This is a genomic window from Kitasatospora sp. NPDC030952, assembly GCF_055571335.1.
This window is the reverse complement of sequence record NZ_JBVIFM010000014.1, coordinates 67,473-86,814: the sequence shown is the minus strand read 5'-3', so window position 1 is coordinate 86,814 and position 19,342 is coordinate 67,473. Positions and strand designations below refer to the sequence as shown.

Here is a 19,342-nt window from a genome sequence, read left to right as displayed (position 1 = left end):
ACCAGTCCGTCTACGGACCGGCTTCATTCCACCACGTTCGGGTTGGCCGGCTTGTCCGACGCCCAGGTCGCCTCGTCCTCGACGAGGAAGTCCGGGCGCTTGCCGCCGTTCCCCCGTTCCTTCTTGCGGCGCTGCGCTTCACTCATCGGGATGCCAGGAGACATGACGCCAGTCCCGCGGGCCCCCGGTTCGGCGCCGACCCGGCTACGAGCCCCCAGCCCGGACCCGCCTTCGGTGAAGGACTGTTTGCCGGCTCCAGCGCCCGGCGGCATCGTCTCCCGGACAGCGCCACCGGGCCGGGCCATGGAGCCGCCTGCCTGCTGGGCTCCGGACACTTCACGGCCACCGGAGCCGATGCCCGGATACGCGCCGACGGGAAGCTCCTTGCCACCGAAGCCGGTCTTGCTCTGACCGAAGTCAGGCCCGATCAGGGTGCTCTGCACGGTCGGCGCCGCAGGAGTGGCGAGCGGCTGACCCCCGCCGGCCGCTATCGGCCCGTTCGAAGGGCCCGTAAGCGCGGTGGCACTCAGGCCGGACGTCTGGGTCCCGGAGGTGACGGGAGCAGACTCGCTTCCGCCGGGACGAGAGGCCGGAGTTCCTGAGATACCCGTACCGGGGGCACCGCTTGTCATCGTCGACGACTTCTGCGGGGCTTGTGCCGTCCCGCCCTTGATCCCGGAATCCGTCGGGGCAGCTGCGCTCCTCGGCGAAGAGCCGGAAATCGCCGATGGCGTGGAGGACCTCGACCGCTGCGACGCAGGACCGGACACCGACCTCACCGACGTTCCCCCAGCGCCGAACGAGGTTCCCGAAATCACCGCAGCTGCCATGGCCGCCGCCCCGCTCGGGTCGTTCTGTGTTCCGACGTCACGGGTGTCGTCCCCGTACACTCCCGGCTTCGCCGGCGGCTTGGAGCCCGGCGGCGTCGGAGCCTTCAGGGCCGGCGTCGCGATGCGGTAGTGCATCGCGAGGGTCTGCATGACCGCCGCCGCCTCGGCCTTCTTGCGGTCGGTGATCTGGATGTGGTCGTCCTCGCTGCTGAAGAAGTCGCCGACCTTGTCCTTGAACTGGTCCCAGTTGCCGGGTTCTTCGGGCATGTCGCGCTTGGCCTTGGCCATCGCCTCGGACATGTTGTGCAGCGTGTTGGCCGCGTCGTTGGCGTAGGCGGCGGCCTCGTTGATGTTGCCGGCGAGGGTGAGCATCGCGGTGTGGAAGGAGTCGCTGGAGGTGCCGTCCCAGGAGGTGGCGGCCTCGGTGCTGGCGTTGGTGAGGGTCTTGCGGATCTCCTTGAGGGTGGTCGCGGCCTTGCGCCAGGGGTCGCCGGCGGCCATCACCGCGCCGGGGTCGAGGGCCTGTGCCATCTTGCGGAGATCGGCGTGGCTGTACTTGGTGAAGTCGGTGTAGACCACGGGTGGTTCACCTCCGGTCGGTGGTGGGTCAGATGGTGGCGTTGCCGCGCTTGGCCGGGACCTGGTTCGCCTGGTAGGCGACTTCGCTGGTGGCGGAGGGCTGGGCGACGGACCAGCCGTCGCCGGACAGCGTGAGCTTGCGGCTCACGTGCTGGTCGTGCTCCTCGTAGTTGGTCGCGGTGAGGTCGGCCTTCTTCTGGGCCTCGTCGATCGCCTGTTGGAGTTGGTTGAGCACGTCGCGCAGGGCGTCCCGCATGGTGCTGTAGCGGCCGTGGATCTCGGTGGCCTCGGCGAAGGTGCCGAAGGCGGTCTTGCCGAGGCCGCTGCGTCCGTGGGTGGCGCTGCCGTTCGCGTCCTTCTCGAATTCCTTGAGCAGGATCCGTACTTGGCCGGCGAAGGTGCGCAGTTGCTCGATCTCGACCCGGTAGCCCTGGTTGGCTCCCCCGGTCGATCCGGTCCCTGATCCCATGGCGGCGCCCCCCGTGCGTCCGTTCCTGGCGGTCGGGGCCGGGCCCCGGTTGTCTCATGTCTAACACACCGGGCCCGGATCCCGCCGGGGGCGGGGTCAGTTCGCAGGCGTCCCGGCGTCGAGGGCGGCGGTGAGGGCGCGGCGGCAGAGGGAGTCGGCGTGCCGGGTGGTTTCGGGCAGCCGGTAGCGGTCGGCGAGGTCGAGGGTGGTGCGGACGGCGGTGTCGAGGCCGATGCGGTGGCCGACGGAGACGTAGACGGGTTTGACGCCGGGCCGGGTGCGGACGGCGCGGCCGACCTCCTCGCCGGTGGCGGGGTCGGTGAGCGGGGTCCAGGAGCCGCGTTCCGGGGCGGGGTCGTGGTGGTCGAAGGTGAAGGGGGTCTTGGCGACGCCGAGGGTGCGCAGTCCGGTGAGGACGCCGAGGTGGCTGGCGAGGCCGAGGCGGCGCGGGTGGGCGAGGCCGTAGCCGTCGCAGACGACGGTGTCGGGGGTGCGGGTGAGGGCGGCCAACGCGTCGAGGACGGCGGGGAGTTCGCGGAAGGCGAGCAGTCCGGGGACGTAGGGGAAGGCGATCCGGCCGACGGCGGTGGCCTCTTCGACGACGGCCAGGGTGTCCCGGTCGAGCAGGACGGCCGCGGCGGCGACGAGGTCGTGGTCGTCGTCGTAGGCGACGTCGACGCCGGCGATCAGCCGGTACGGGGTGTCGTCGTCCTGGGCGCGGACGAGCGGCCGCAGCCGTTCCTGTTCGGCGAGCGCCTGGGCCTCGGCGGTGGGCCAGTCGGCGGGGATGGGCACGGTCGGTTTCCCCCGGTCTGCTTGGTGTGGGTCGGGCTCCACCGTACCGAGGGGTGTGGACGACCCCGGGGTGAGTCCGTGCGCCCCCTGTGCCCCCGGGCTCGCGGTCTAGCCTGGTCGTACCGAACTCCCTTGCCGGGTACGACTTCTGGCAATCGGCACCATTCCCGCCCGTTTCCCCCGACGTGCGAAGGACCCCCGCCATGCCGCGTCCGTCCGCTGCCCAGTTCTGCCTCGGCTCGTTCACCGTCGTCGCCACCACGGTGGCACTGCTGGCCGTTTCCGGCGCCTCGGGCGTCCTGGAGGTCGCGGTGCTGGTCGGGTTCGCGCTGGCGCTCGGCACCGTGGTGACGGTGCTCTCGGTGTCGGTCTCGGCCCGTTCGGCCGCGCCGGCCGGCCGGTCCGGAGCCTCCCCGCCGGCGGCCGGGCGCGAGTACGCCCGGCAGCGCTGATCCGCCGCCGGGCGCCGTCCCGCTGCCGGGTTCAGATCTCGGTGGTGACGACCACGGTCTTCGCCGCCTTGTCGTGGATGCACTGCCGGTAGGGCTTGTCGAAGACGCCGAACAGGCCGTCGACGACCCACCACAGGGCGGCGCAGCACACGACGGCCGGGAGGATGTAGACGGCGGCCCTGGTCCAGGCCGCGGCCGGGGTGGGCGGGTTGCCGTCGATCAGCATGGCGACGCGGATCTTCATCGCCTTCTTGCCGAGGGTCTGGCCGTCCCGGCTGAGCATCAGGGCCTCGTAGACGAGGTAGATGGCGCAGCCGAGCCAGAAGGCCTCGGTGGTGCCCTGGCGGGTGCTGAGGTCGACGAAGGGGCCGACGATGATGACGCCGACGGCCTGCATGAGGGCATAGTCGATGAGGCGGGCGAGGATCCGCTTGGGCCAGGTGCCGATCGGCGGCATGCCGGGGACGGGCCCGCCGCCGGGGGTGTCGTACGCGCCGGGGCCGTAGCCGGGCGGGGGCTGGTCGTACGGCTGGTGGCCGCCGTAGGGGTTCTGACCGGGGGTCGGCCCGCCGTAGCTTCCCCGGTAGGCGCCGGGGCCTTCGGTGGGGGTGCCGGACGGGGTGGGGCCCGGCGGTTCGCCTTCCGGTGTGCTGCCGCCCGGGGGCGGGGGCTGCTTGTCGAAGGAGGGCTGACCGCCCCCCTCCGACTGGGGGCCTGAGGGGTCGTGGGTGCTCATCCCCCGAGTAGAACATCACACATTCGCAAGGTTTGGGACATTTTGTCCCGTTTTGAGCCTTGGCCGACGGTCGGCCTCGGTCGCGACCCGCCTCGGTCGCGGCCCGCCTCGGTCGCGGCCCGCCTCAGCTGCGGACCACCCGGGTGCGAGCCGCCCGGTCCTGCCAGCCGCGCCGCGCCGGACGGTCGAACAGCGGCCAGACCAGGCCGAGCAGCAGCACCACGCCGAGCTGCCGGACCACCCACCGCAGCAGTGAACGGCCGAGGCTCAGCCCGCTCCGGGCGCCGGCGGCACCGGCGTCCACCACCCGGATCCGGGCCAGCCGCTTGCCGAAGGTCTGGCCGGTCCGGGCGATCGGCAGCACCTCGTAGACCAGGCTGACGAACACCAGGATGCCGATCAGGGCGGCGAGCTTGCCCAGCACCACGTCGTCCACCAGCCAGACCTGGACGTGACGGCGGGTGAGGGAGCTGGCCATCCTGGCCTGGTCGAGCTTCTGCTGGAGGTGCTCGGAGACCGAGCTGCCGAGCGGGATCCCGGCCGCGACGGCGACCACCAGCAGCGCTCCGGTGTCCACCGCCCGGGCAGCGAGTCGCCGCCCCAGCCCGGCGGGCACCGGGGCCGCGGCCCGGCGGCGGGCGGGGGCCTCCCGGGCCGGCCGCACCACGGGCAGCGCGGCAGCGGAGGACGCGACCGTCGGCACCGGCGTCGGTGCCGGCCGGGGCGCCGTACGGGCCGGGGCGGGCGCGACCTCGGCCTCCGGTGCGGCCACGACCTCCACGGGCGCGGGCACCTCCCGAACCGCCACCGCCACAGCGGGCGCGACGGCCACGGCAACCTCGGCGGCGGCCCCCACGACGCCCTCCGCGACGGCCTCTGCCGAAACCTCCGGGGCAACCTCCACAGCAATCGCAGCGCGCTCCCCCTCCGCACGCCCCTCCTCGTCTTCGAGCGCCTCCGGAAGCGCCCCCCAGGAGACCCAGCGCTGCGCCCCGCCCGTCTCCATCAGCCCGCGCTGCGCCTGCGGATCGACCTGCCAGCCGGACGCCTCGGCCGCCCCCGGCACCCCGGGCGCCTCCTCCACCGCGGGCTCGACGGTCCGGAAGACCGGCCCGCCGATCGCCTCCGCCACCCTCGGCCCGATCACGAAGGACGCCCCGCCCGTGGTCTGGTCGAGGTACACCGGCCCGGTGTCCCCGCCACCCGGCGCCTCCCCCGCCTCCCGGAGCTCGACCGCGGCCACCGGCACCGGCATCGACACCGACAAAGGCACCGGCACCGGCATCGACAGAGGCGCCAGCACCGGCGACTCCGAACGCGCGGGCGGCACCGGCACCACCGCCGGTGGCACCGTCCGCGCCGCCGCCACGTCGGGGGCGGCCCGCCGGGTGGCGAACCGGGGCGGCTGCAGCGCCTCGCCCTCGGCGGGCGCGGGCCGGCTGGTACCGGGGACCCAGGCCGAGCCGCCCCAGTACCGGACGAACCCGGGGATGGAGGGGTCGGGGTAGTAGCCGGGCTCGGCTGCGACGGCCGGGTCGCCGTCGACGGCGAAGGGGCGGTCCGTCATGGGGGTCTTCTCCTGTCAGGTCCCGACGAGGACCGGTGGGGGGCGGGCCGGGCCTCGGCGGGTCGAAACGGGTTCGCAACGGGTCGGCCCTGTCGGGCCGGGTCTGGGCAGGTCGGAACAGCTCGGAACGGTTCGGACGTCGGGCTCACGGCGGGCCGCTACGGCGCGCCCGCGCACGCCCCGGAGCGCTCGGCGCGCGTGGGGGCAGCACCGAAGGCGGACAGTCGTCGGACAGTCACAAAGGGTAGTGCCTCGCCGGAGTGCCGACGGGAAGTTGGCGATTCCCCGGACAGCGGACGGCCGCCCGGGGTAAAGAACCGGGCGCGCGACAGGTGGTCGCGCGCCGCAGTCCCGGCCGTTCACCACCCCACCCGAAACTTCCGGGAGAAGTCCCGGAAACGTGTGTAAGAACCCGCGTGGACCGCCCTCTCAAAGGTCATCGGGCCCGGAACCGGGCACGAACCGAAGGCAGAGAGGAAGACGATCATGGACCGCCCCGTCAGCGTCGTGGAGCACGAGCTGGAGCTGAACCTGGTGCTCTCCCCCGAGCACAGCGTCCCCGTCCCGGCCCGGCTGACCTACGGCAGCCACGACCCGTACGCGGTGTACATCACCTTCCACCTGGACAGCGGCTCCCCGGTGACCTGGGTGTTCGCCCGCGAGCTGCTGGTCGAGGGCACCTTCCGCCCGTGCGGCCAGGGCGACGTGCGGATCTGGCCGACCCGCTCGGGCCGGCGCAGCGTGCTGTGCATGGCGCTGAGCTCGCCCGCCGGGGACGCGCTGCTGGAGGCGCCGCTGCCGGTGGTCGCCGCCTGGCTGGAGCGGGCGCACCGGCTGGTCCCCCCGGGCAGCGAGCTGGCCGCCCTGGACATGGACGGCTCGCTCGCCGAGCTGCTCGCGTAGGCGTGCGGGTCGTGCGCCGCAGCGTGCACTGGGCCGTCCAGCAGCACCGGACCGACCAGCGGCACAAGGACGGACGGACCGACCGGCGGCACGAGGAGGGACGGGACCACGGGACGCCGGAGGGCGGGCCCGCGCGGGAGCGCGAGCAGGCCCGGGACCGGATGACCCAGGAGAGCAGGAGCGACGGCGCCCCCGCCGGCTCAGCGGGCCGCGGGGGCCTGCTGACGACCGCGGGCGGCATCGGGGCCGCCGCCGTCGCGCTGTCCGGGCAGCCGGACCAGCGGGGCGCCGGCGGAGAGCCGCCGGGCCCTTATCCGGATGGCGGCGGCGAGCAGGAAGCAGATTCCGACCCACGGATAGATCGAGGTCGGCAGCTGGCGCAGGGCCGACATGTGGAGCACCGCCGCGCCGACCGGCTTCGCCGCCCACATCGCGAAGGACAGGAAGGCCAGCAGGGTGGCCCAGAACGCGGCCCGCCAGCGCAGCCGGCGGACGCCCGCCGGGCGGGCGTGCTCGACGGAGGCCTCGGCGGCGAGCAGCACCAGCACCGGTACGCACCAGACCCAGTGGTGGGTCCAGCTGATCGGCGAGATCAGCACGGCGGTCACGGCCGTGACGCAGAAGCCCCAGGCCTCGGCCCGGGGCAGCCAGCGGCCGCTGCGGGCGGCCCAGGCCGCGATGGCGAGGCCGGCCAGCGCGGCCAGCCCGGCGCCGAGGGTGGCCAGGGTGCCGGGGTCGGAGCTGTGCAGCAGTCGGGCGAAGGCGCCGCGGAGCGACTGGTTGTCGACGATCTCGGTCTTGCCGACCCGGGAGGAGTCGTAGAGGTACTTGGTCCAGAAGCCCCAGGTGGCGTCGGGCAGGAAGAGCGTGCCGATCAGGAAGGTGCCGAGGAAGGTGAGGCCGGCCGTGAAGGCGGCCCGGACCCTGCCGGTGATCAGCAGGTAGACGGCGAACAGGCCGGGGGTGAGCTTGATGCCGGCGGCGATGCCGATCGCGATGCCCTTGCTGCGGTGGCCGTCCGAGCGGGTGAGGTCCCAGAGGACCAGGCAGGCGAGCGCGAGGTTGATCTGGCCGTACCGGAGCGTGGTGAAGACGGGTTCGAGCCAGACGCCGAGGCCGGTGATCAGGACGACGCCGATCGGCCGCAGTTCGCGGCGCGGCCAGCCGACCAGCTTGAAGGACAGGTGGGCCAGCAGGGCGAGCAGTCCGAGGTTGCCGAGAGTGATCACCACCCGGAGGACGGGGATCGGGAGCCAGGTGGTCGGGACGAACAGCATCGCCGCGAACGGCGGGTAGGTCGCGGGCAGGTTCCACTCGGTGACGCGCAGCGCGTACAGGTCGGTGCCGTTGGCCACGGCGGCGCCCTCGGCCCGGTAGACGACCATGTCGACCATCGAGGTGTGCACGAAGTGGCGGACCACCGCGTACACGAGCAGTGACAGCAGCGCCACGGACGAGGCGACCAGCATCGGTCGGCGGGGGGCCTCACGCAGTGCGCGCACCGGGGCCCCGACCGCGATCCGCACCCGGTCCGACAGGGGGGCGGGCGAAGGGGCGGGTACGGTCCCCACCGGGCTGCGCTCGTCTTGCACCGCTGTCACTGTCCACTCCGTCCACCGCTCGGCCAACCAGCGACGATACCGGATGCGGCCCGTCCCGGCCTGGGCACGTTCGACTACGTACGGTGACGAAGGGGCCCCGGCCGACCGTGCTCGGCTGCGGGCTGAGCACGGGCGGTCGGGGCGGTCGGGGGCCCGCGGGCGGGTTCGGGCCCTCGGGCGGGCGCGGGGCCCTGGCCCGGTGAGCCGGTACGGTCTCGGCCTGTGGAAGCCACGGCCTCGGCCGGCGGGCCCGGTACGGCCTCAGCCGGTGTAGCTCCCGAGGGCCCGGGTGAACTCCAGCGGCTGCTGGACGATGCTGCTGCAACTGGCGTCCGCGGAACCCTTGGCCCCGCCCTCGCAGGCCTTGTCCCGGGTGCCGGACCACATGGCCAGCCAGGCGAGGTGCCGTCCCGCCGCGAAGTCGGCGAGTTGCTTGGCGTCGGCCACCGTGAAGACCTCGCTGGCGACGTCGTTGACGCCGATCATCGGGGTGACCGCGACCTTGCGCCAGGCGGCCGCGTCGTCCAGCCCCAGGACGCTCTTGACCTGGGCCTGGGTGGCGGTGGCCGCGGCGATCGCGTACGTGCCCATCCGCCCCTGCGGGTCGGGGGCGACGCCGTCGCCGAAGTCCATGGCCATGATGTTGACGGCGCCGATCGCGACACCGTTCGCCTTGGCGCCGGCGACCAGGTCGACGCCGTCCTGGGTCAGGCCGGAGGGCAGCGCGGGCAGGGTGAAGGAGACGTCGAGGGCCTTGCCCTTGGCGGCGGCGGCGCGCTGCAGCTGGGCGATCGCCTGGGCCCGCCGGGTGTTGGCGGCGGTGTCGGCGGTCGCGGCGCCCTCGACGTCGAAGTCGAGCCTGGTCACCCCGTACGCGTCGACGACCTTCTGGTACGCGGCGGCCAGGTCGGCGGTCGAGCCGCAGGTGAGGGCCAGCTCGCTGCCGTTGGCGCCGCCGAAGGAGACCCGGACGTCGCCGCCGACCGCCCGCAGCGCGCCGATCTGGGCGGCCACCGCGTCGCTGGAGAGGTCGCTGACCCCGCCCCACTTGGGCACGCAGCCGCCGCCGGAGACCACGAAGGCGAGGGTGAAGTTCTTCACGCCGGTGGCCTTGGCGGTGGCGACCAGGTCGTAGGGCGGGTAGAGCGAGGTGTCCACGTACGGCGCGAAGCCGCCCCCGGCGCCGACCGGCGGTACGGGCACACCGGTCGCCGTGGGGGTGGCGGGCTGGCCGGGGCCGGTCGTCACAGGGGTCGGCGCCGGGGTGGTCGGCTTCGCGGTGGTGGTCGGGCTGGGCGCCGCGGTGGCGGTCGCCGTGGCCGTGGCGGTGGCGGTGGCGGTCGGCGAGGCGGTGCCCGTCGGCGCCACCGTCGGCCGCCCGGAGGGGGTGGGCGCGGGGCCTTCGCCGGCCTTGCAGGAGGTGTCGTTGATCAGGCAGTTGCCCGGCTCGGCCTGCGCCGCGCCCGCGCCGTGGGCGACGAAGCCGACGACCACGCTCCGGCCCGGTTCCAGCCGCTTGTTCCAGGACTCCGGCTTGACGGTGACGTGCTGCCCGTCGGCGGTGAAGGTGGCGTTCCAGAGCGAGTCGATCTTCGCATCGGCCGGGAGGTCGAAGCTGAGCGTCCAGTCGTCGATCGGGTCGGCGGCCGGGTTGGTGACCAGGTACTGGCCGGTGTAGCCGGCGTCCCAGCTGCTGGTCCGGCTGTAGACGGCTCCGAGCGAGGCGGCGCTGGCCGAGGAGGCGAGCACCACGACCCCGCCCGCGACCAGCACGGCGGCGACCGCCGAGGCCCCGATGATCGTCCCCTTGCGACTGCGCCGGCGGTGGCCGGAACGGCGGGTGGGCTGGGTGGTCATGGCGCGTTACCTCCGCGGCTGCCTGCGGTCGGCACCGGTGCGGTGCCGTCAGTCGGCCGCCGTCGGACGGGCTTCGTACAGACCTCGTACGGCTTCGTACCGCTTCGTACGAGTGGGTACGAGTGGGTACGGGTGGGTACGGACGTCCCGGGCGGCCGGCCCGGCTCGGTCGGGTGACCGGCGCGACCGACGCTAGCGGCGCCCGGGGGGCCGGACGGGCGGGCTGAGCGAGGGGTGAACCTCCCTTAGGCCGCCGTTAAGGAAAGAGCCCCCGACGCGCCGTCACCTCCGGCGGGCGGGACCGTCCCGGCCCGCCGTCACTTCGGGAACAGCGCGCCCCGCGTCCGCCGGCGGCCCGTGCGCGCGGGCGGGGCCTCGTCCGGGCGGGTGCGCAGTCGCAGCCGGGTCTCCGCGCCGCCGAGCACGGCGGAGCGGCCGAGGGCGAGGTCCCCGCCGGTGGACTCGGCGAGTTTGCGGACGATGTCCAGTCCGAGGCCGGTGGAGCCCTCCCCGCCGTGGCCCTCGCCGCGTCTGAGCGCGGCGCTCGGGTCGCTGTAGCCCGGTCCGGCGTCGCCGACCAGCACGATCACCGAGCTGTCGGTGGCCAGGACGTCCACCGAGAAGGCGGTGCCGATGGCGGTGTGCCGGAAGACGTTGCCGAGCAGCGCGTCGACGGCGGCGGCGAGGTCGCCGCGCTGGACGGGCACCGGTGCGGCGCCCTCGGCGCCGGCCAGTTGCCAGCGGCGGCCCTCGTCCTCGGCGAGCGCGGACCAGAAGCCGACCCGTTCGCGGATTACCTCGGCGGCGTCGCAGCCGACCGTGACGGCGGGCGCGTCCTCGGGGGCGCGGCGGGCGGAGCGGATGATCTGGTCGACCTCGCGCTCGAGTTGGGCCACCGCGTGCCGGGTGGCGTCGGCCGCGTCGCCGTTGCCGAGGGAGGCCGCGTTGAGGCGCAGCACGGTCAGCGGGGTGCGCAGCCGGTGCGACAGATCGGCGGCCAACTCACGTTCTGCGGCAAGGAGTTGGACGACCCGGTCGGCCATGGTGTTGAACGCCTGTCCGGCTTCGCGCAGTTCCTCGGGACTGCCGTCGACCTGCTTGCCCTCCACCGGGACGCGCACCGCGAGGTTCCCGGCGCCGAGCGAGCGGGCGGCCGTGGCGAGCCGGCGGGCGGAGGCGACGATCCGGCCGCCCATCCGGTCGGCGACCAGCACCGAGATGGCGACCAGGCCGAGCGCGACCGCGGAGAGCACCAGCCAGGCGGTGGAGACGCCCCGGGTGAGGTCGCTCTCGGCGACGAACACCTCGACCACGGCGCTCCGCCCGGTGTCCACCGCGACCGGCTGGAGCAGCGCGTAGCCGCCGGGCACCGCGACGGTGAAGGCCCGGCCCTGGCCGCCGGCCGTGGCCACGTCGGCCGCGGTGGCGCGGGCCTCCCCGAGGGTCGGACCGTCGGGGGCCGCTCCGCCGGCGGCCGGTGCTCCCACGGCGGCCGGTGCTCCTCCCCCGGCAGCCGGACCCGCGTCGGCGGCCGGCGCCGCGCCGGCCGGAGCCCCCGCGGCCGCCGGCAGGTGCACCGCCATCCGCCCCTGCGTCCCCGCGTCGGTGCTGGCCAGCGCCCGGTTGACGGCGTCCTGGTCCGTGGTGATCGCCAGCGCCGGCCCGAGCGCCGCGGCCTGCCGTTCGGCGGCGGTGAACGCCCGGTCCCGGGCGGTCTGTTGGACCATCAGGCCGAGCGGGATGAGGAAGGCCAGCGCGACCATCGTGGTCCCGGCCACCGCGGCCTTGATCATGGCCCAGCGCAGCGAGTGCGCGAACCGCTTCATGTCCGGTGCTCCGCGGGCCCCGCGGTGGCCTCCAGCCGGACCCCGACGCCCCGGACGGTGTGCAGGTAGCGGGGGTTGGAGGCGGTCTCGCCGAGTTTGCGGCGCAGCCAGGAGAGGTGGACGTCGATGGTCTGGTCGCCGCCGTAGGTCTGCTGCCAGACCTCGGCGAGGATCTCCTTGCGCGGCACCACCACGCCGGGCCGGGCCGCCAGGAAGGCCAGCAGGTCGAACTCACGCCGGGTCAGGTCGAGCAGCCGCCCGTCCAGGACGGCCTCGCGTCGCTGGAGGTCGATGGCCAGGCCGCCGACCCGCAGCACCTGGGCGACGGGGGCGGCGCCACTGCCGAACCGGCGCAGCACGGCGGCCATCCGGGCGCTCAGGTGTTCTCCGGAGAAAGGTTTCACCAGATAGTCGTCGGCCCCGTCGTTCAGCAGCCGGACGATCTCCGCCTCGTCGTCCCGCGCGGTGGAGATGATCACCGGGACGTCGGTCAGGCCACGGATCATCTTCAGCGCCTCGCTGCCGTCCAGATCGGGCAGGCCCAGGTCCAGGATCACCAGGTCACAGCCGACCTGGGCGACCTCCCGCAGCGCCTCCAGGGCCGTGCCCACACTGCGGACCGCGTGACCGGTGTCGGTCAGGTGGCGGATGAGCGCGGACCGTACGAAGGGGTCGTCCTCGACCACGAGCACTGTTGCCATGGCCCTGCACGGTACGCCATCGGCGGGCAGTGGTCTGTACCTCGGGGGTCGGTCCGGGCGGGGCCCGGACATCGGGCAACTGCCCTGCCGAACACCAGGGGTGCCGGTCCCCGCCGACCGGGAAGTACGGCAGGATGTGCGGACGATGCGGAACGGACTGGTACAGCTCTGCGCCTGGGCGGCGGCCACCGGGGCGGCGGTGGCGCTGTCCTGGCTCGGCGTGCACGCGGTGCTCACCGGAGCCGCGTTCGAGCAGCCCACCGCGCTGCCGCTGCCCTCCCCGAAGGCCGGGAGCACCCCGTACGGCACGAGCGCCACCCCCGGCCGGACGCCGACGACCGACACCCCGGACCTGCCGCCCGCACCGTCCCCGACCACGAGCGCCACCGCCACCACCACCGCGGCGCACGCCCCGGCCGGCCCACCGGCCGCCACCCCGCCCAAGCGGCCCGCGCCCACCGCCACCACCACGTCCACGGTGCGGAGCTACCCGATCCCCGGCGGCCGGGTCGCCCTCGACATCCGGGCCGACAGCGCCTCACTGGTCTCCGCCACCCCGGACCCGGGCTGGCAGATGCAGGTGTGGGACGGCGACCGCTGGTTGCGGGTGGACTTCACCAAGGACGACCAGGCCAACTCGGTGTTCGTCTACTGGAACGGCCACCCGCCGATCGTGGAGACGGCGATCCGCTGAGCCGGGCCCGTCACCAACGGACGGCTCGGCCGGCGACACCGCGCCCCGGTCGACGGCGTAGTCGTACGCGTTCCGTTTCCTCCTGGTCAAGGTGCGCCCCGGGGCGGGAGAATCGGCGGCACCGCTGTACAGAATGCCCACCGGAGGACGGCCCCGCGATGCCCCCCGCCCACGCCCCGAGCTCCCCCGGCTCCCCCGATTCGCCCGCGCCCCAGGGCGCCCCCCACGGCACTCCCCAGGGCACTCCCCCGGCCCCGGCCGGCGGCGGGAACGACACCATCGACGCCCTGGACGGCCGGCTGATCCGGCTGCTGGCGGAGGAGCCCCGGATCGGCGTGCTGGAGTGCTCGCGCCGGCTGCAGGTCGCCCGGGGCACCGTGCAGGCCCGGCTGGACCGGCTGCAGGCCAAGGGGGTGATCAGCGGCTTCGGCCCGGAGGTGGACCCGGCCGCGATCGGCTACCCGGTGACGGCCTTCGCCACCCTGGAGATCTCCCAGGGCCAGGGCGCGGACGTACGGGCGCACCTGGCGCGGGTGCCGGAGGTGCTGGAGCTGCACACGATCACCGGGATCGGGGACATGCTGGTGCGGATCGTGGCCCGCTCCAACGCGGACCTCCAGCGGGTGATCGACCGGGTGGTGGGCTTCGACGGGATCGTCCGCTCCTCCACCGCGATCGTGCTGGAGAACCCGGTGCCCTACCGGATCCTGCCGCTGGTGGACCAGGCGGCCGCCGAGTAGGACGGTCCGTCCGGCACGATGTGCCGATTCGGCATAGGCATGAGGCCCCGTCAGCCCCAAGATCTATACATGAACGTTCCACCACTGCCCGCGCCGCGCGTCGGTCCGCCGATACCCGCGTGCCACCCCCGTCCTCCCCCAGAACGGCCCTCGGGACGGCCCTCGGACCGGCCCCCGGGACGGCCCCCGCATGACGACCTCGGTCGCGGCCGACGGCACCGCCCCCACCCTCATCGCCTCCGCCCAGCGCGCCCTGCGCCTGCTGGAGGCGGCCGCCCGCTACCCCAAGGGCGCCACCGCCAAGCAGCTCGCCCGGGACATCGGTCTCGCCCTGGGCACCGCCTACCACCTGCTGCGCACCCTGGTGCACGACCACTACCTGGAGCGGCGCTCCGGGCACTACCTGACCGGCCCGGCGGTGGCCGGGCTGGTCCGGCCGGACGCTCCGGAGCCGGGCCGGGTCCGGCTGAAGACGCTGCTGGACACCCTCGCCGAGGAGCTCTCGGCCGCCGTCTACTTCACCTGGTACCGCCACGGCGAGGTGGAGCTGGTCGGCGCCGCCGAGGCTCCCGGCGCGCCGCTGATCGACCGGCACCGGTGGCGGACCGGCTCCCACGCCCACTCGGCCGGCAAGACCCTGCTGGCCCTGATGACCGCCGAGGAGCGCCGGGACCACCTGGCCCGCTACCCGATGGTGCCGTTCACCGGCCCCACCCTGCGGGACCCGGCCGACCTGCCGCTGCTGCCGCGCCAGGGCCAGCGGCGCGCCGTCCCGATCACCCAGTTCCTGGGGGCACCTCCCGGCCGAAGGCTGGGGGAGAGTACTCGCTCGGGACCGCGGGCGCGGCGGTGCCGATCGTCGCGGGCGACGGCATCGGCGCGGTCTCGATCTCACTGCCGATGGCCCAGGCCCACCGGCTGGCCGGGGTCGCCGCCCAGCTGCGGACCAGGCTGGGCGACGACTTCGCCTCGGTGGCCTTCGGCCTCTGAGCCGCAGGGCTGGCGGCTCAGGACGGCCCAGGGCGGCCTACCCCGGCGGGCGGCCCAGGGCGCGAGGGCGGCCCGAACCGGATGGGGGTCAGCAGCTGGGAACGCTACCGCCGCTCCGCAGCGCGTCCAGCGCGGCGACCGACTCGGCGAGCGTGCCCACCGGCACCAGCCGCAGTGTCTTGGGGGTGTTCACCTTGGCGTCCGCGCACTCGTCCTTGGGGAGCAGGAAGACCGTCGCGCCGTCCCGGGCCGCCGCCTGGGTCTTCAGCGGGACGCCGCCGACCGGGCCGACGGTGCCCTTGTCGTCGATGGTGCCGGTGCCGGCGATCTTGAGCCCACCGGTGAGGTCTCCGCCCTTGCCGTCGCCGGCGAGCTTGTCGACGATGCCCAGCGCCAGCATCTGTCCGGCGCTCGGGCCGCCCACGTCGCCCAGGTCGACCTTGACCTTCACCTGGTCCGGCGAGAGGTGGAGGTAGCCGAGCGCGGCCGCGGTGGCGCTGTCCTGCGACTCGGCCATCTGCTGGGCCGTCACCTGCTCGGCCCTGGTCGGGTTGCTCTGCGGGTACACCGTCTCGGTCGGGCGGACGGCCTCGTCCGGGTCGAACCAGGCCCGCAGCGCCCGCCAGAAGGTGGTCTTCTGCCCCGGGTTGGTGGCCGAGATGGTGACCATCCGCAGCTCTCCGTCGGTGCTGCGCAGCGGCGCCCCGGTGATGGTGAGCACCGGCCGGTCCTGGTACGTGCCGAGGGTGTCCGCGGTCAGGCCCGGCCAGGTGATCGTGTACGGCAGCGGGACGAAGGCCGCCACGCCGAACAGCGCGGCGACCAGCACCCCGCAGAGCGCGAGCGAGCGGGTCCGCGGGGACGGGAGGGCCTTGGGCAGCTTGGTGTCGGACACAAGGGGAATCCAAACACACCGGGCGCCGTGATTCGCCCGCTCGTCCCCGGGCGCTCCGGTCCGGGCCCTACCTCAGCGCGTCGGCCACCTCGGTGGCCGCCTCCACCACCCGCGGGCCGACCCGCTCGGGCACCAGCCCGTTGAGCATCACCACACCGACGCTGCCCTCGATGCCGCTCAGTCCGAGCAGCGCGGCCGCGGCCCCACTGGCCCCGGACTGCTCCTCCGCACGGGTGATGACGAACCCCTGCTCGGGCCGCCGCTGGCTGGGGAAGGCACGGGCCTCCAGGATCGCCCGCCCGGCCGCGCTCTCGCCGAGCGGGTGGCGCAGGCCGGTGCGGTAGGCGACGTGGAAGTCGGTCCAGCTGGGCTCGACCACGGCGACGGCCAGCGCCTCGTTGCCGTCCACCAGGGTCAGGTGGGCGGTGGCGCCGAGGTCCTCGGCGAGGCTGCGCAGGGCGGGCAGCGCGGCCTCGCGCAGCAGCGGGTGCACCCGGTGGGCCAGCCGCAGCACGCCCAGGCCGACCCGGGCCCGGCCGCCGATGTCGCGGCGGACCAGGCCGTGCTGTTCCAGGGTGGCGAGCAGCCGGTAGACCACGGTGCGGTTGACGGCCAGCCGGGCGGCCAGCTCGGTGACGGTGAGCCCGCGCTCGGAGTCGGCGAGGAGCTTGAGGACGCGGACGCCGCGGTCCAACGTCTGGGAGGTCTCTGCAGTCACGACGGGCAGTCCTTTCCGCGGCGCTCGCGGGGCGGGCGGCGCCGGGCCAGAAGGTCGGTGTCGCGCGCAGGTGGGGGTGGCCGCGCTCGGGCCGCGCGGCGTCGTCCTTGACGACCGCACGGTCCTGCGGAGCCCGTCCCTCGGGGGTTGCCCGGCGGAAGAGCGTGGGGGAAAGGTAGTGAAGGAAATGTCGCGGCGGAAGTGGTTGTCCAAAATTCGGTCGTGATCGTCATCGGCGCCGCCGGGAAATCCGGACGAAACCCATCAATCCACCGGGCGGGTTCGGGCGTCGGTTCGAGCCCGGTCCGAAGTCCGGACACCCCGGGCGGGCGGGGTCCGGGCCGGTCGGCCCGGATCCGCCCGCCGGACCGTTACTTCGCCCACTCCCGGATCTTGGCGATCCGCGCCTTCAGCTGGTTGGCGGTGGCCTGGGCGGTCAGCGGCCCGCCGCACTGGCGGCGCAGCTCGTTGTGGACGGTGCCGTGCGGCTGGTTGGTGCGGTGGTGCCAGGCGGCGACCAGCGCGTTCAGCTCCTTGCGCAGCTCCCGGAGCTCCTGGTGGGTGACCACCGGCCGCTGCTCGGCCGGCAGCTCCAGCAGGTCGGCCTCCTCGGCGGGCTTGGTCTTGCTGCGCTGGATCTGCCGGTGCTGGCGCTTCTGCAGCAGCATCTGCACCTGGTCCGGCTCCAGCAGGCCCGGGATGCCGAGGTAGTCCTCCTCCTCCTCGCTCCCCGGGTGGGCCTGCATGCCGAACTCCATGGCGTTGTACAGCACCCGGTCGAAGACCGCCTCGGAGCCCAGCGCCTCGTAGGAGAACTCCTCGCCGCCCGCGCCGTCCGGCCCGTCGTTGGCCCGCTCGGCCTCGGCGAGCAGCCGGTCCTCCTCGTCGAAGAGGCCGTCGCCCTCCTTCTTCGGCCGGTCCAGCACGTGGTCGCGCTGGAGCTCCATCTCGTTGGCGAAGCCCAGCAGCATCGGGATGGTGGGCAGGAACACCGAGGCCGTCTCGCCGCGCTTGCGGGCACGCACGAAGCGGCCGACGGCCTGGGCGAAGAACAGCGGGGTGGAGATCGAGGTGGCGTACACCCCGACGCACAGCCGGGGCACGTCGACGCCCTCGGACACCATGCGGACCGCGACCATCCAGCGTGAGGTGCCCTCCGCGTAGTCGGAGATCCGCTGGGAGGCCTCGGCCTCGTCGGAGAGCACCAGGGTGACCTTCTCGCCGCTGATCTCGCGCAGCATCTTGGCGTAGGCGCGGGCCACGTTCTGGTCGGTGGCGATCACCAGTCCGCCGGCGTCCGGGATGGCCTTGCGGACCTCGGTCAGCCGCCGGTCGGCGGCCTGGAGGACGGACGGGATCCACTCGCCCTGCGGGGACAGCGCGGTGCGCCAGGCCTGGGCGATCAGGTCCTTGGTCATCGGCTCGCCGAGCCGGGCCTCCAGCTCGTCGCCGGACTTGGTGCGCCAGCGCATGTTGCCGCTGTAGCTGAGGAAGATCACCGGGCGGACGACGTGGTCGGCGAGCGCGTGCCCGTAGCCGTAGGTGTAGTCGGCGATGGACTTGCGGATGCCGTCGCTGCCGGCGTCGTAGGCGACGAACGGGATCGGGTTGGTGTCCGAGCGGAACGGCGTCCCGGTCAGCGCGAGCCGGCGGGCGGCCGGCTCGAAGGCCTCGAAGCAGGCCTCGCCCCAGGACTTGGAGTCACCGGCGTGGTGGATCTCGTCCATGATCACGAGGGTCTTGCGGGCCTCGGTCCGGTTCCGGTGCAGCATCGGGTTGACCCCGACGCCCGCGTAGGTGACCACGATGCCGTGGTAGTCCCGGGACAGCGGACCGGAGGAGTACGCCGGGTCCAGCCGGATGCCTATCCGCGCGGCGGCCTCGGCCCACTGCTTCTTCAGGTGCTCGGTCGGTGCGACGACCGTCACCTGCTGCACCAGGTGGTTGTGCAGCAGGTACGAGGCCAGGGTGAGGGCGAAGGTGGTCTTGCCTGCGCCCGGGGTGGCGACCGCGAGGAAGTCGCGCGGCTGGGTCTCGATGTACTTGTCCAGCGCACCCTGCTGCCAGGCCCGCAGCTTGCCCGCGGTGCCCCAGGGGGCACGGCCGGGGAAGGCCGGGGAGAGGTGGTGCGAGGCGGCGGGCGCGGCATGGCCGACGGCCCGGACGGGCTCCTGCGGCTCCGGTGTGTCGGAGAACAGCGGCATCGAGGAGGCGGCGGCAGTACTCACGGTCTCCGAGGGGGATCATCGCAGGTCAGGGGCGGTTTTGCGGCCCCGTCCCGCGGTCGGGCGGCGATCGGACAACCCGCCCAGCCTACCGGCCCGGGGCCGTTCGGGCCTCCAGGACGGGCCCCGCGCCGGGCCCGGACGGCCGGAAATCGATGTGACGCAGGTCACGTCGTTTCACTCGCGTAACCGGGTAATCCCCACCGGTCACGGGACTCTCACCAGGGTGAGGCCGCCCCAACCCCACCTGCCGTCGGGCGGCCGCCGAACGAAGGGCCCACCCTTGCACTCCGTCGTCGAAGAGACCGTCCAGGCCCGCCTGATCCTCTCCCCGCACCGCTCCGCCCGGCTGCGCGTGGTGCTGTCCTACCTGCCGGAGGACCCGTTCGCGGTCCGGATGGCGTTCCCCGCCGAGTTCTCGCTGGACGACGCCGCGGACGGCCAGGACGCCGAGTCCATCGTCTGGGTGTTCGCCCGCCGGCTGCTCTCCTCCGGCCTGGAGCTGCCGGCCGGCGTCGGCGACGTGCACGTCCGGCCCGCGCCCGGCCGGCGCACCATGGTCGAGCTGCGGGCCCCGGAGGGCACCGCGCTGCTCCGGTTCGACAGCGCCGACCTGCGGCGCTTCCTGTGGCGCAGCCGGCTGGTCGTCCCGGAGGGCGAGGAGCACCTGTACCTGGACGCCGACCGCGCGCTCGCCCAGCTGCTCGGCTGACGGCGCTGACCACACAGGCCCCCCGGACCCCGCGAACCGCACCGACCGCACC

The 19,342-nt window shown here is 74.1% G+C and carries 18 protein-coding genes and 1 pseudogene; 7 read left to right on the top strand and 12 right to left on the bottom strand.

Translation table 11 applies throughout. The features are described from left to right. Positions 1 to 23: 23 nt before the first annotated feature. From ACZ47G_RS23785 to ACZ47G_RS23775, 3 genes are all read right to left on the bottom strand, one after another. Positions 24 to 1,409, bottom strand: a complete 1,386-nt coding sequence (locus tag ACZ47G_RS23785) for a PPE domain-containing protein (RefSeq protein ID WP_465745707.1) — start codon at positions 1,407 to 1,409, stop codon at positions 24 to 26. Positions 1,410 to 1,437: 28 nt separating this feature from the next. Further along, positions 1,438 to 1,878, bottom strand: a complete 441-nt coding sequence (locus ACZ47G_RS23780) for a hypothetical protein (protein ID WP_465745705.1) — start codon at positions 1,876 to 1,878, stop codon at positions 1,438 to 1,440. A gap of 96 nt (positions 1,879 to 1,974) precedes the next feature. Beyond that, positions 1,975 to 2,673: an endonuclease V gene (locus ACZ47G_RS23775; protein ID WP_465745703.1), complete on the bottom strand. Its 699-nt coding sequence runs from the start codon at positions 2,671 to 2,673 to the stop codon at positions 1,975 to 1,977. Between the two features lie 203 nt (positions 2,674 to 2,876). Here ACZ47G_RS23775 and ACZ47G_RS23770 point away from each other — a divergent pair, with 203 nt between their 5' ends. Further along, positions 2,877 to 3,125, top strand: coding sequence for a hypothetical protein (locus ACZ47G_RS23770; protein ID WP_465745701.1), 249 nt, complete (start codon positions 2,877 to 2,879; stop codon positions 3,123 to 3,125). 31 nt (positions 3,126 to 3,156) lie between these two features. Here ACZ47G_RS23770 and ACZ47G_RS23765 read toward each other — a convergent pair whose 3' ends face one another. Further along, positions 3,157 to 3,861 carry an RDD family protein gene (locus tag ACZ47G_RS23765; RefSeq protein WP_465745699.1) on the bottom strand — a complete coding sequence of 235 codons (705 nt, stop codon included), beginning with the start codon at positions 3,859 to 3,861 and terminating at the stop codon, positions 3,157 to 3,159. A gap of 124 nt (positions 3,862 to 3,985) precedes the next feature. Continuing rightward, positions 3,986 to 5,428, bottom strand: coding sequence for an RDD family protein (locus tag ACZ47G_RS23760; RefSeq protein ID WP_465745697.1), 1,443 nt, complete (start codon positions 5,426 to 5,428; stop codon positions 3,986 to 3,988). 486 nt (positions 5,429 to 5,914) lie between these two features. On the opposite strand from ACZ47G_RS23760, the gene ACZ47G_RS23755 reads away from it, so the two are divergent. Beyond that, entirely contained in the window at positions 5,915 to 6,331 is a 417-nt protein-coding gene (locus ACZ47G_RS23755) for an SsgA family sporulation/cell division regulator (RefSeq protein ID WP_465745695.1), read from the top strand. A gap of 200 nt (positions 6,332 to 6,531) precedes the next feature. Here the strand turns inward: ACZ47G_RS23755 and ACZ47G_RS23750 are convergent, their stop codons facing one another. The 4 genes from ACZ47G_RS23750 to ACZ47G_RS23735 form a co-directional block, all read right to left on the bottom strand. Next, on the bottom strand, positions 6,532 to 7,932 hold the full coding sequence (locus tag ACZ47G_RS23750; protein WP_465745693.1) for a glycosyltransferase 87 family protein: 1,401 nt from the start codon (positions 7,930 to 7,932) through the stop codon (positions 6,532 to 6,534). 261 nt (positions 7,933 to 8,193) lie between these two features. Beyond that, positions 8,194 to 9,789: a glycoside hydrolase family 18 protein gene (locus ACZ47G_RS23745; RefSeq protein ID WP_465745691.1), complete on the bottom strand. Its 1,596-nt coding sequence runs from the start codon at positions 9,787 to 9,789 to the stop codon at positions 8,194 to 8,196. 317 nt (positions 9,790 to 10,106) lie between these two features. After that, on the bottom strand, positions 10,107 to 11,615 hold the full coding sequence (locus tag ACZ47G_RS23740) for a sensor histidine kinase (protein ID WP_465745689.1): 1,509 nt from the start codon (positions 11,613 to 11,615) through the stop codon (positions 10,107 to 10,109). Further along, positions 11,612 to 12,316 (bottom strand): response regulator transcription factor, encoded by a 705-nt coding sequence (locus tag ACZ47G_RS23735; RefSeq protein ID WP_465745687.1) that lies wholly within the window; start codon positions 12,314 to 12,316, stop codon positions 11,612 to 11,614. Before ACZ47G_RS23735 ends, ACZ47G_RS23740 begins: the two co-directional genes overlap by 4 nt. 145 nt (positions 12,317 to 12,461) lie before the next feature. On the opposite strand from ACZ47G_RS23735, the gene ACZ47G_RS23730 reads away from it, so the two are divergent. The 4 genes and pseudogenes from ACZ47G_RS23730 to ACZ47G_RS23715 all read left to right on the top strand — a co-directional run bounded on the left by ACZ47G_RS23730 (position 12,462) and on the right by ACZ47G_RS23715 (position 14,740). Further along, positions 12,462 to 13,010, top strand: a complete 549-nt coding sequence (locus tag ACZ47G_RS23730) for a hypothetical protein (protein ID WP_465745685.1) — start codon at positions 12,462 to 12,464, stop codon at positions 13,008 to 13,010. A 158-nt stretch (positions 13,011 to 13,168) separates the two neighbouring features. Beyond that, on the top strand, positions 13,169 to 13,750 hold the full coding sequence (locus ACZ47G_RS23725; protein ID WP_465745683.1) for an Lrp/AsnC family transcriptional regulator: 582 nt from the start codon (positions 13,169 to 13,171) through the stop codon (positions 13,748 to 13,750). A gap of 190 nt (positions 13,751 to 13,940) precedes the next feature. After that, positions 13,941 to 14,129 (top strand): annotated as a pseudogene (locus ACZ47G_RS23720) (helix-turn-helix domain-containing protein); the annotation flags it as partial. Between the two features lie 470 nt (positions 14,130 to 14,599). Then, complete coding sequence (locus ACZ47G_RS23715; RefSeq protein WP_465745681.1) at positions 14,600 to 14,740, top strand: hypothetical protein; 141 nt, start codon at positions 14,600 to 14,602, stop codon at positions 14,738 to 14,740. A gap of 88 nt (positions 14,741 to 14,828) precedes the next feature. Here ACZ47G_RS23715 and ACZ47G_RS23710 read toward each other — a convergent pair whose 3' ends face one another. From ACZ47G_RS23710 to ACZ47G_RS23700, 3 genes are all read right to left on the bottom strand, one after another. Then, positions 14,829 to 15,635: a S16 family serine protease gene (locus ACZ47G_RS23710; protein ID WP_465745679.1), complete on the bottom strand. Its 807-nt coding sequence runs from the start codon at positions 15,633 to 15,635 to the stop codon at positions 14,829 to 14,831. A 67-nt stretch (positions 15,636 to 15,702) separates the two neighbouring features. Continuing rightward, positions 15,703 to 16,353 (bottom strand): IclR family transcriptional regulator, encoded by a 651-nt coding sequence (locus ACZ47G_RS23705; RefSeq protein WP_270146684.1) that lies wholly within the window; start codon positions 16,351 to 16,353, stop codon positions 15,703 to 15,705. Between the two features lie 371 nt (positions 16,354 to 16,724). Next, positions 16,725 to 18,557 carry a DEAD/DEAH box helicase gene (locus ACZ47G_RS23700; protein WP_465745937.1) on the bottom strand — a complete coding sequence of 611 codons (1,833 nt, stop codon included), beginning with the start codon at positions 18,555 to 18,557 and terminating at the stop codon, positions 16,725 to 16,727. Between the two features lie 304 nt (positions 18,558 to 18,861). Here ACZ47G_RS23700 and ACZ47G_RS23695 point away from each other — a divergent pair, with 304 nt between their 5' ends. Next, entirely contained in the window at positions 18,862 to 19,290 is a 429-nt protein-coding gene (locus ACZ47G_RS23695) for an SsgA family sporulation/cell division regulator (RefSeq protein WP_465745676.1), read from the top strand. Positions 19,291 to 19,342 lie beyond the last annotated feature (52 nt).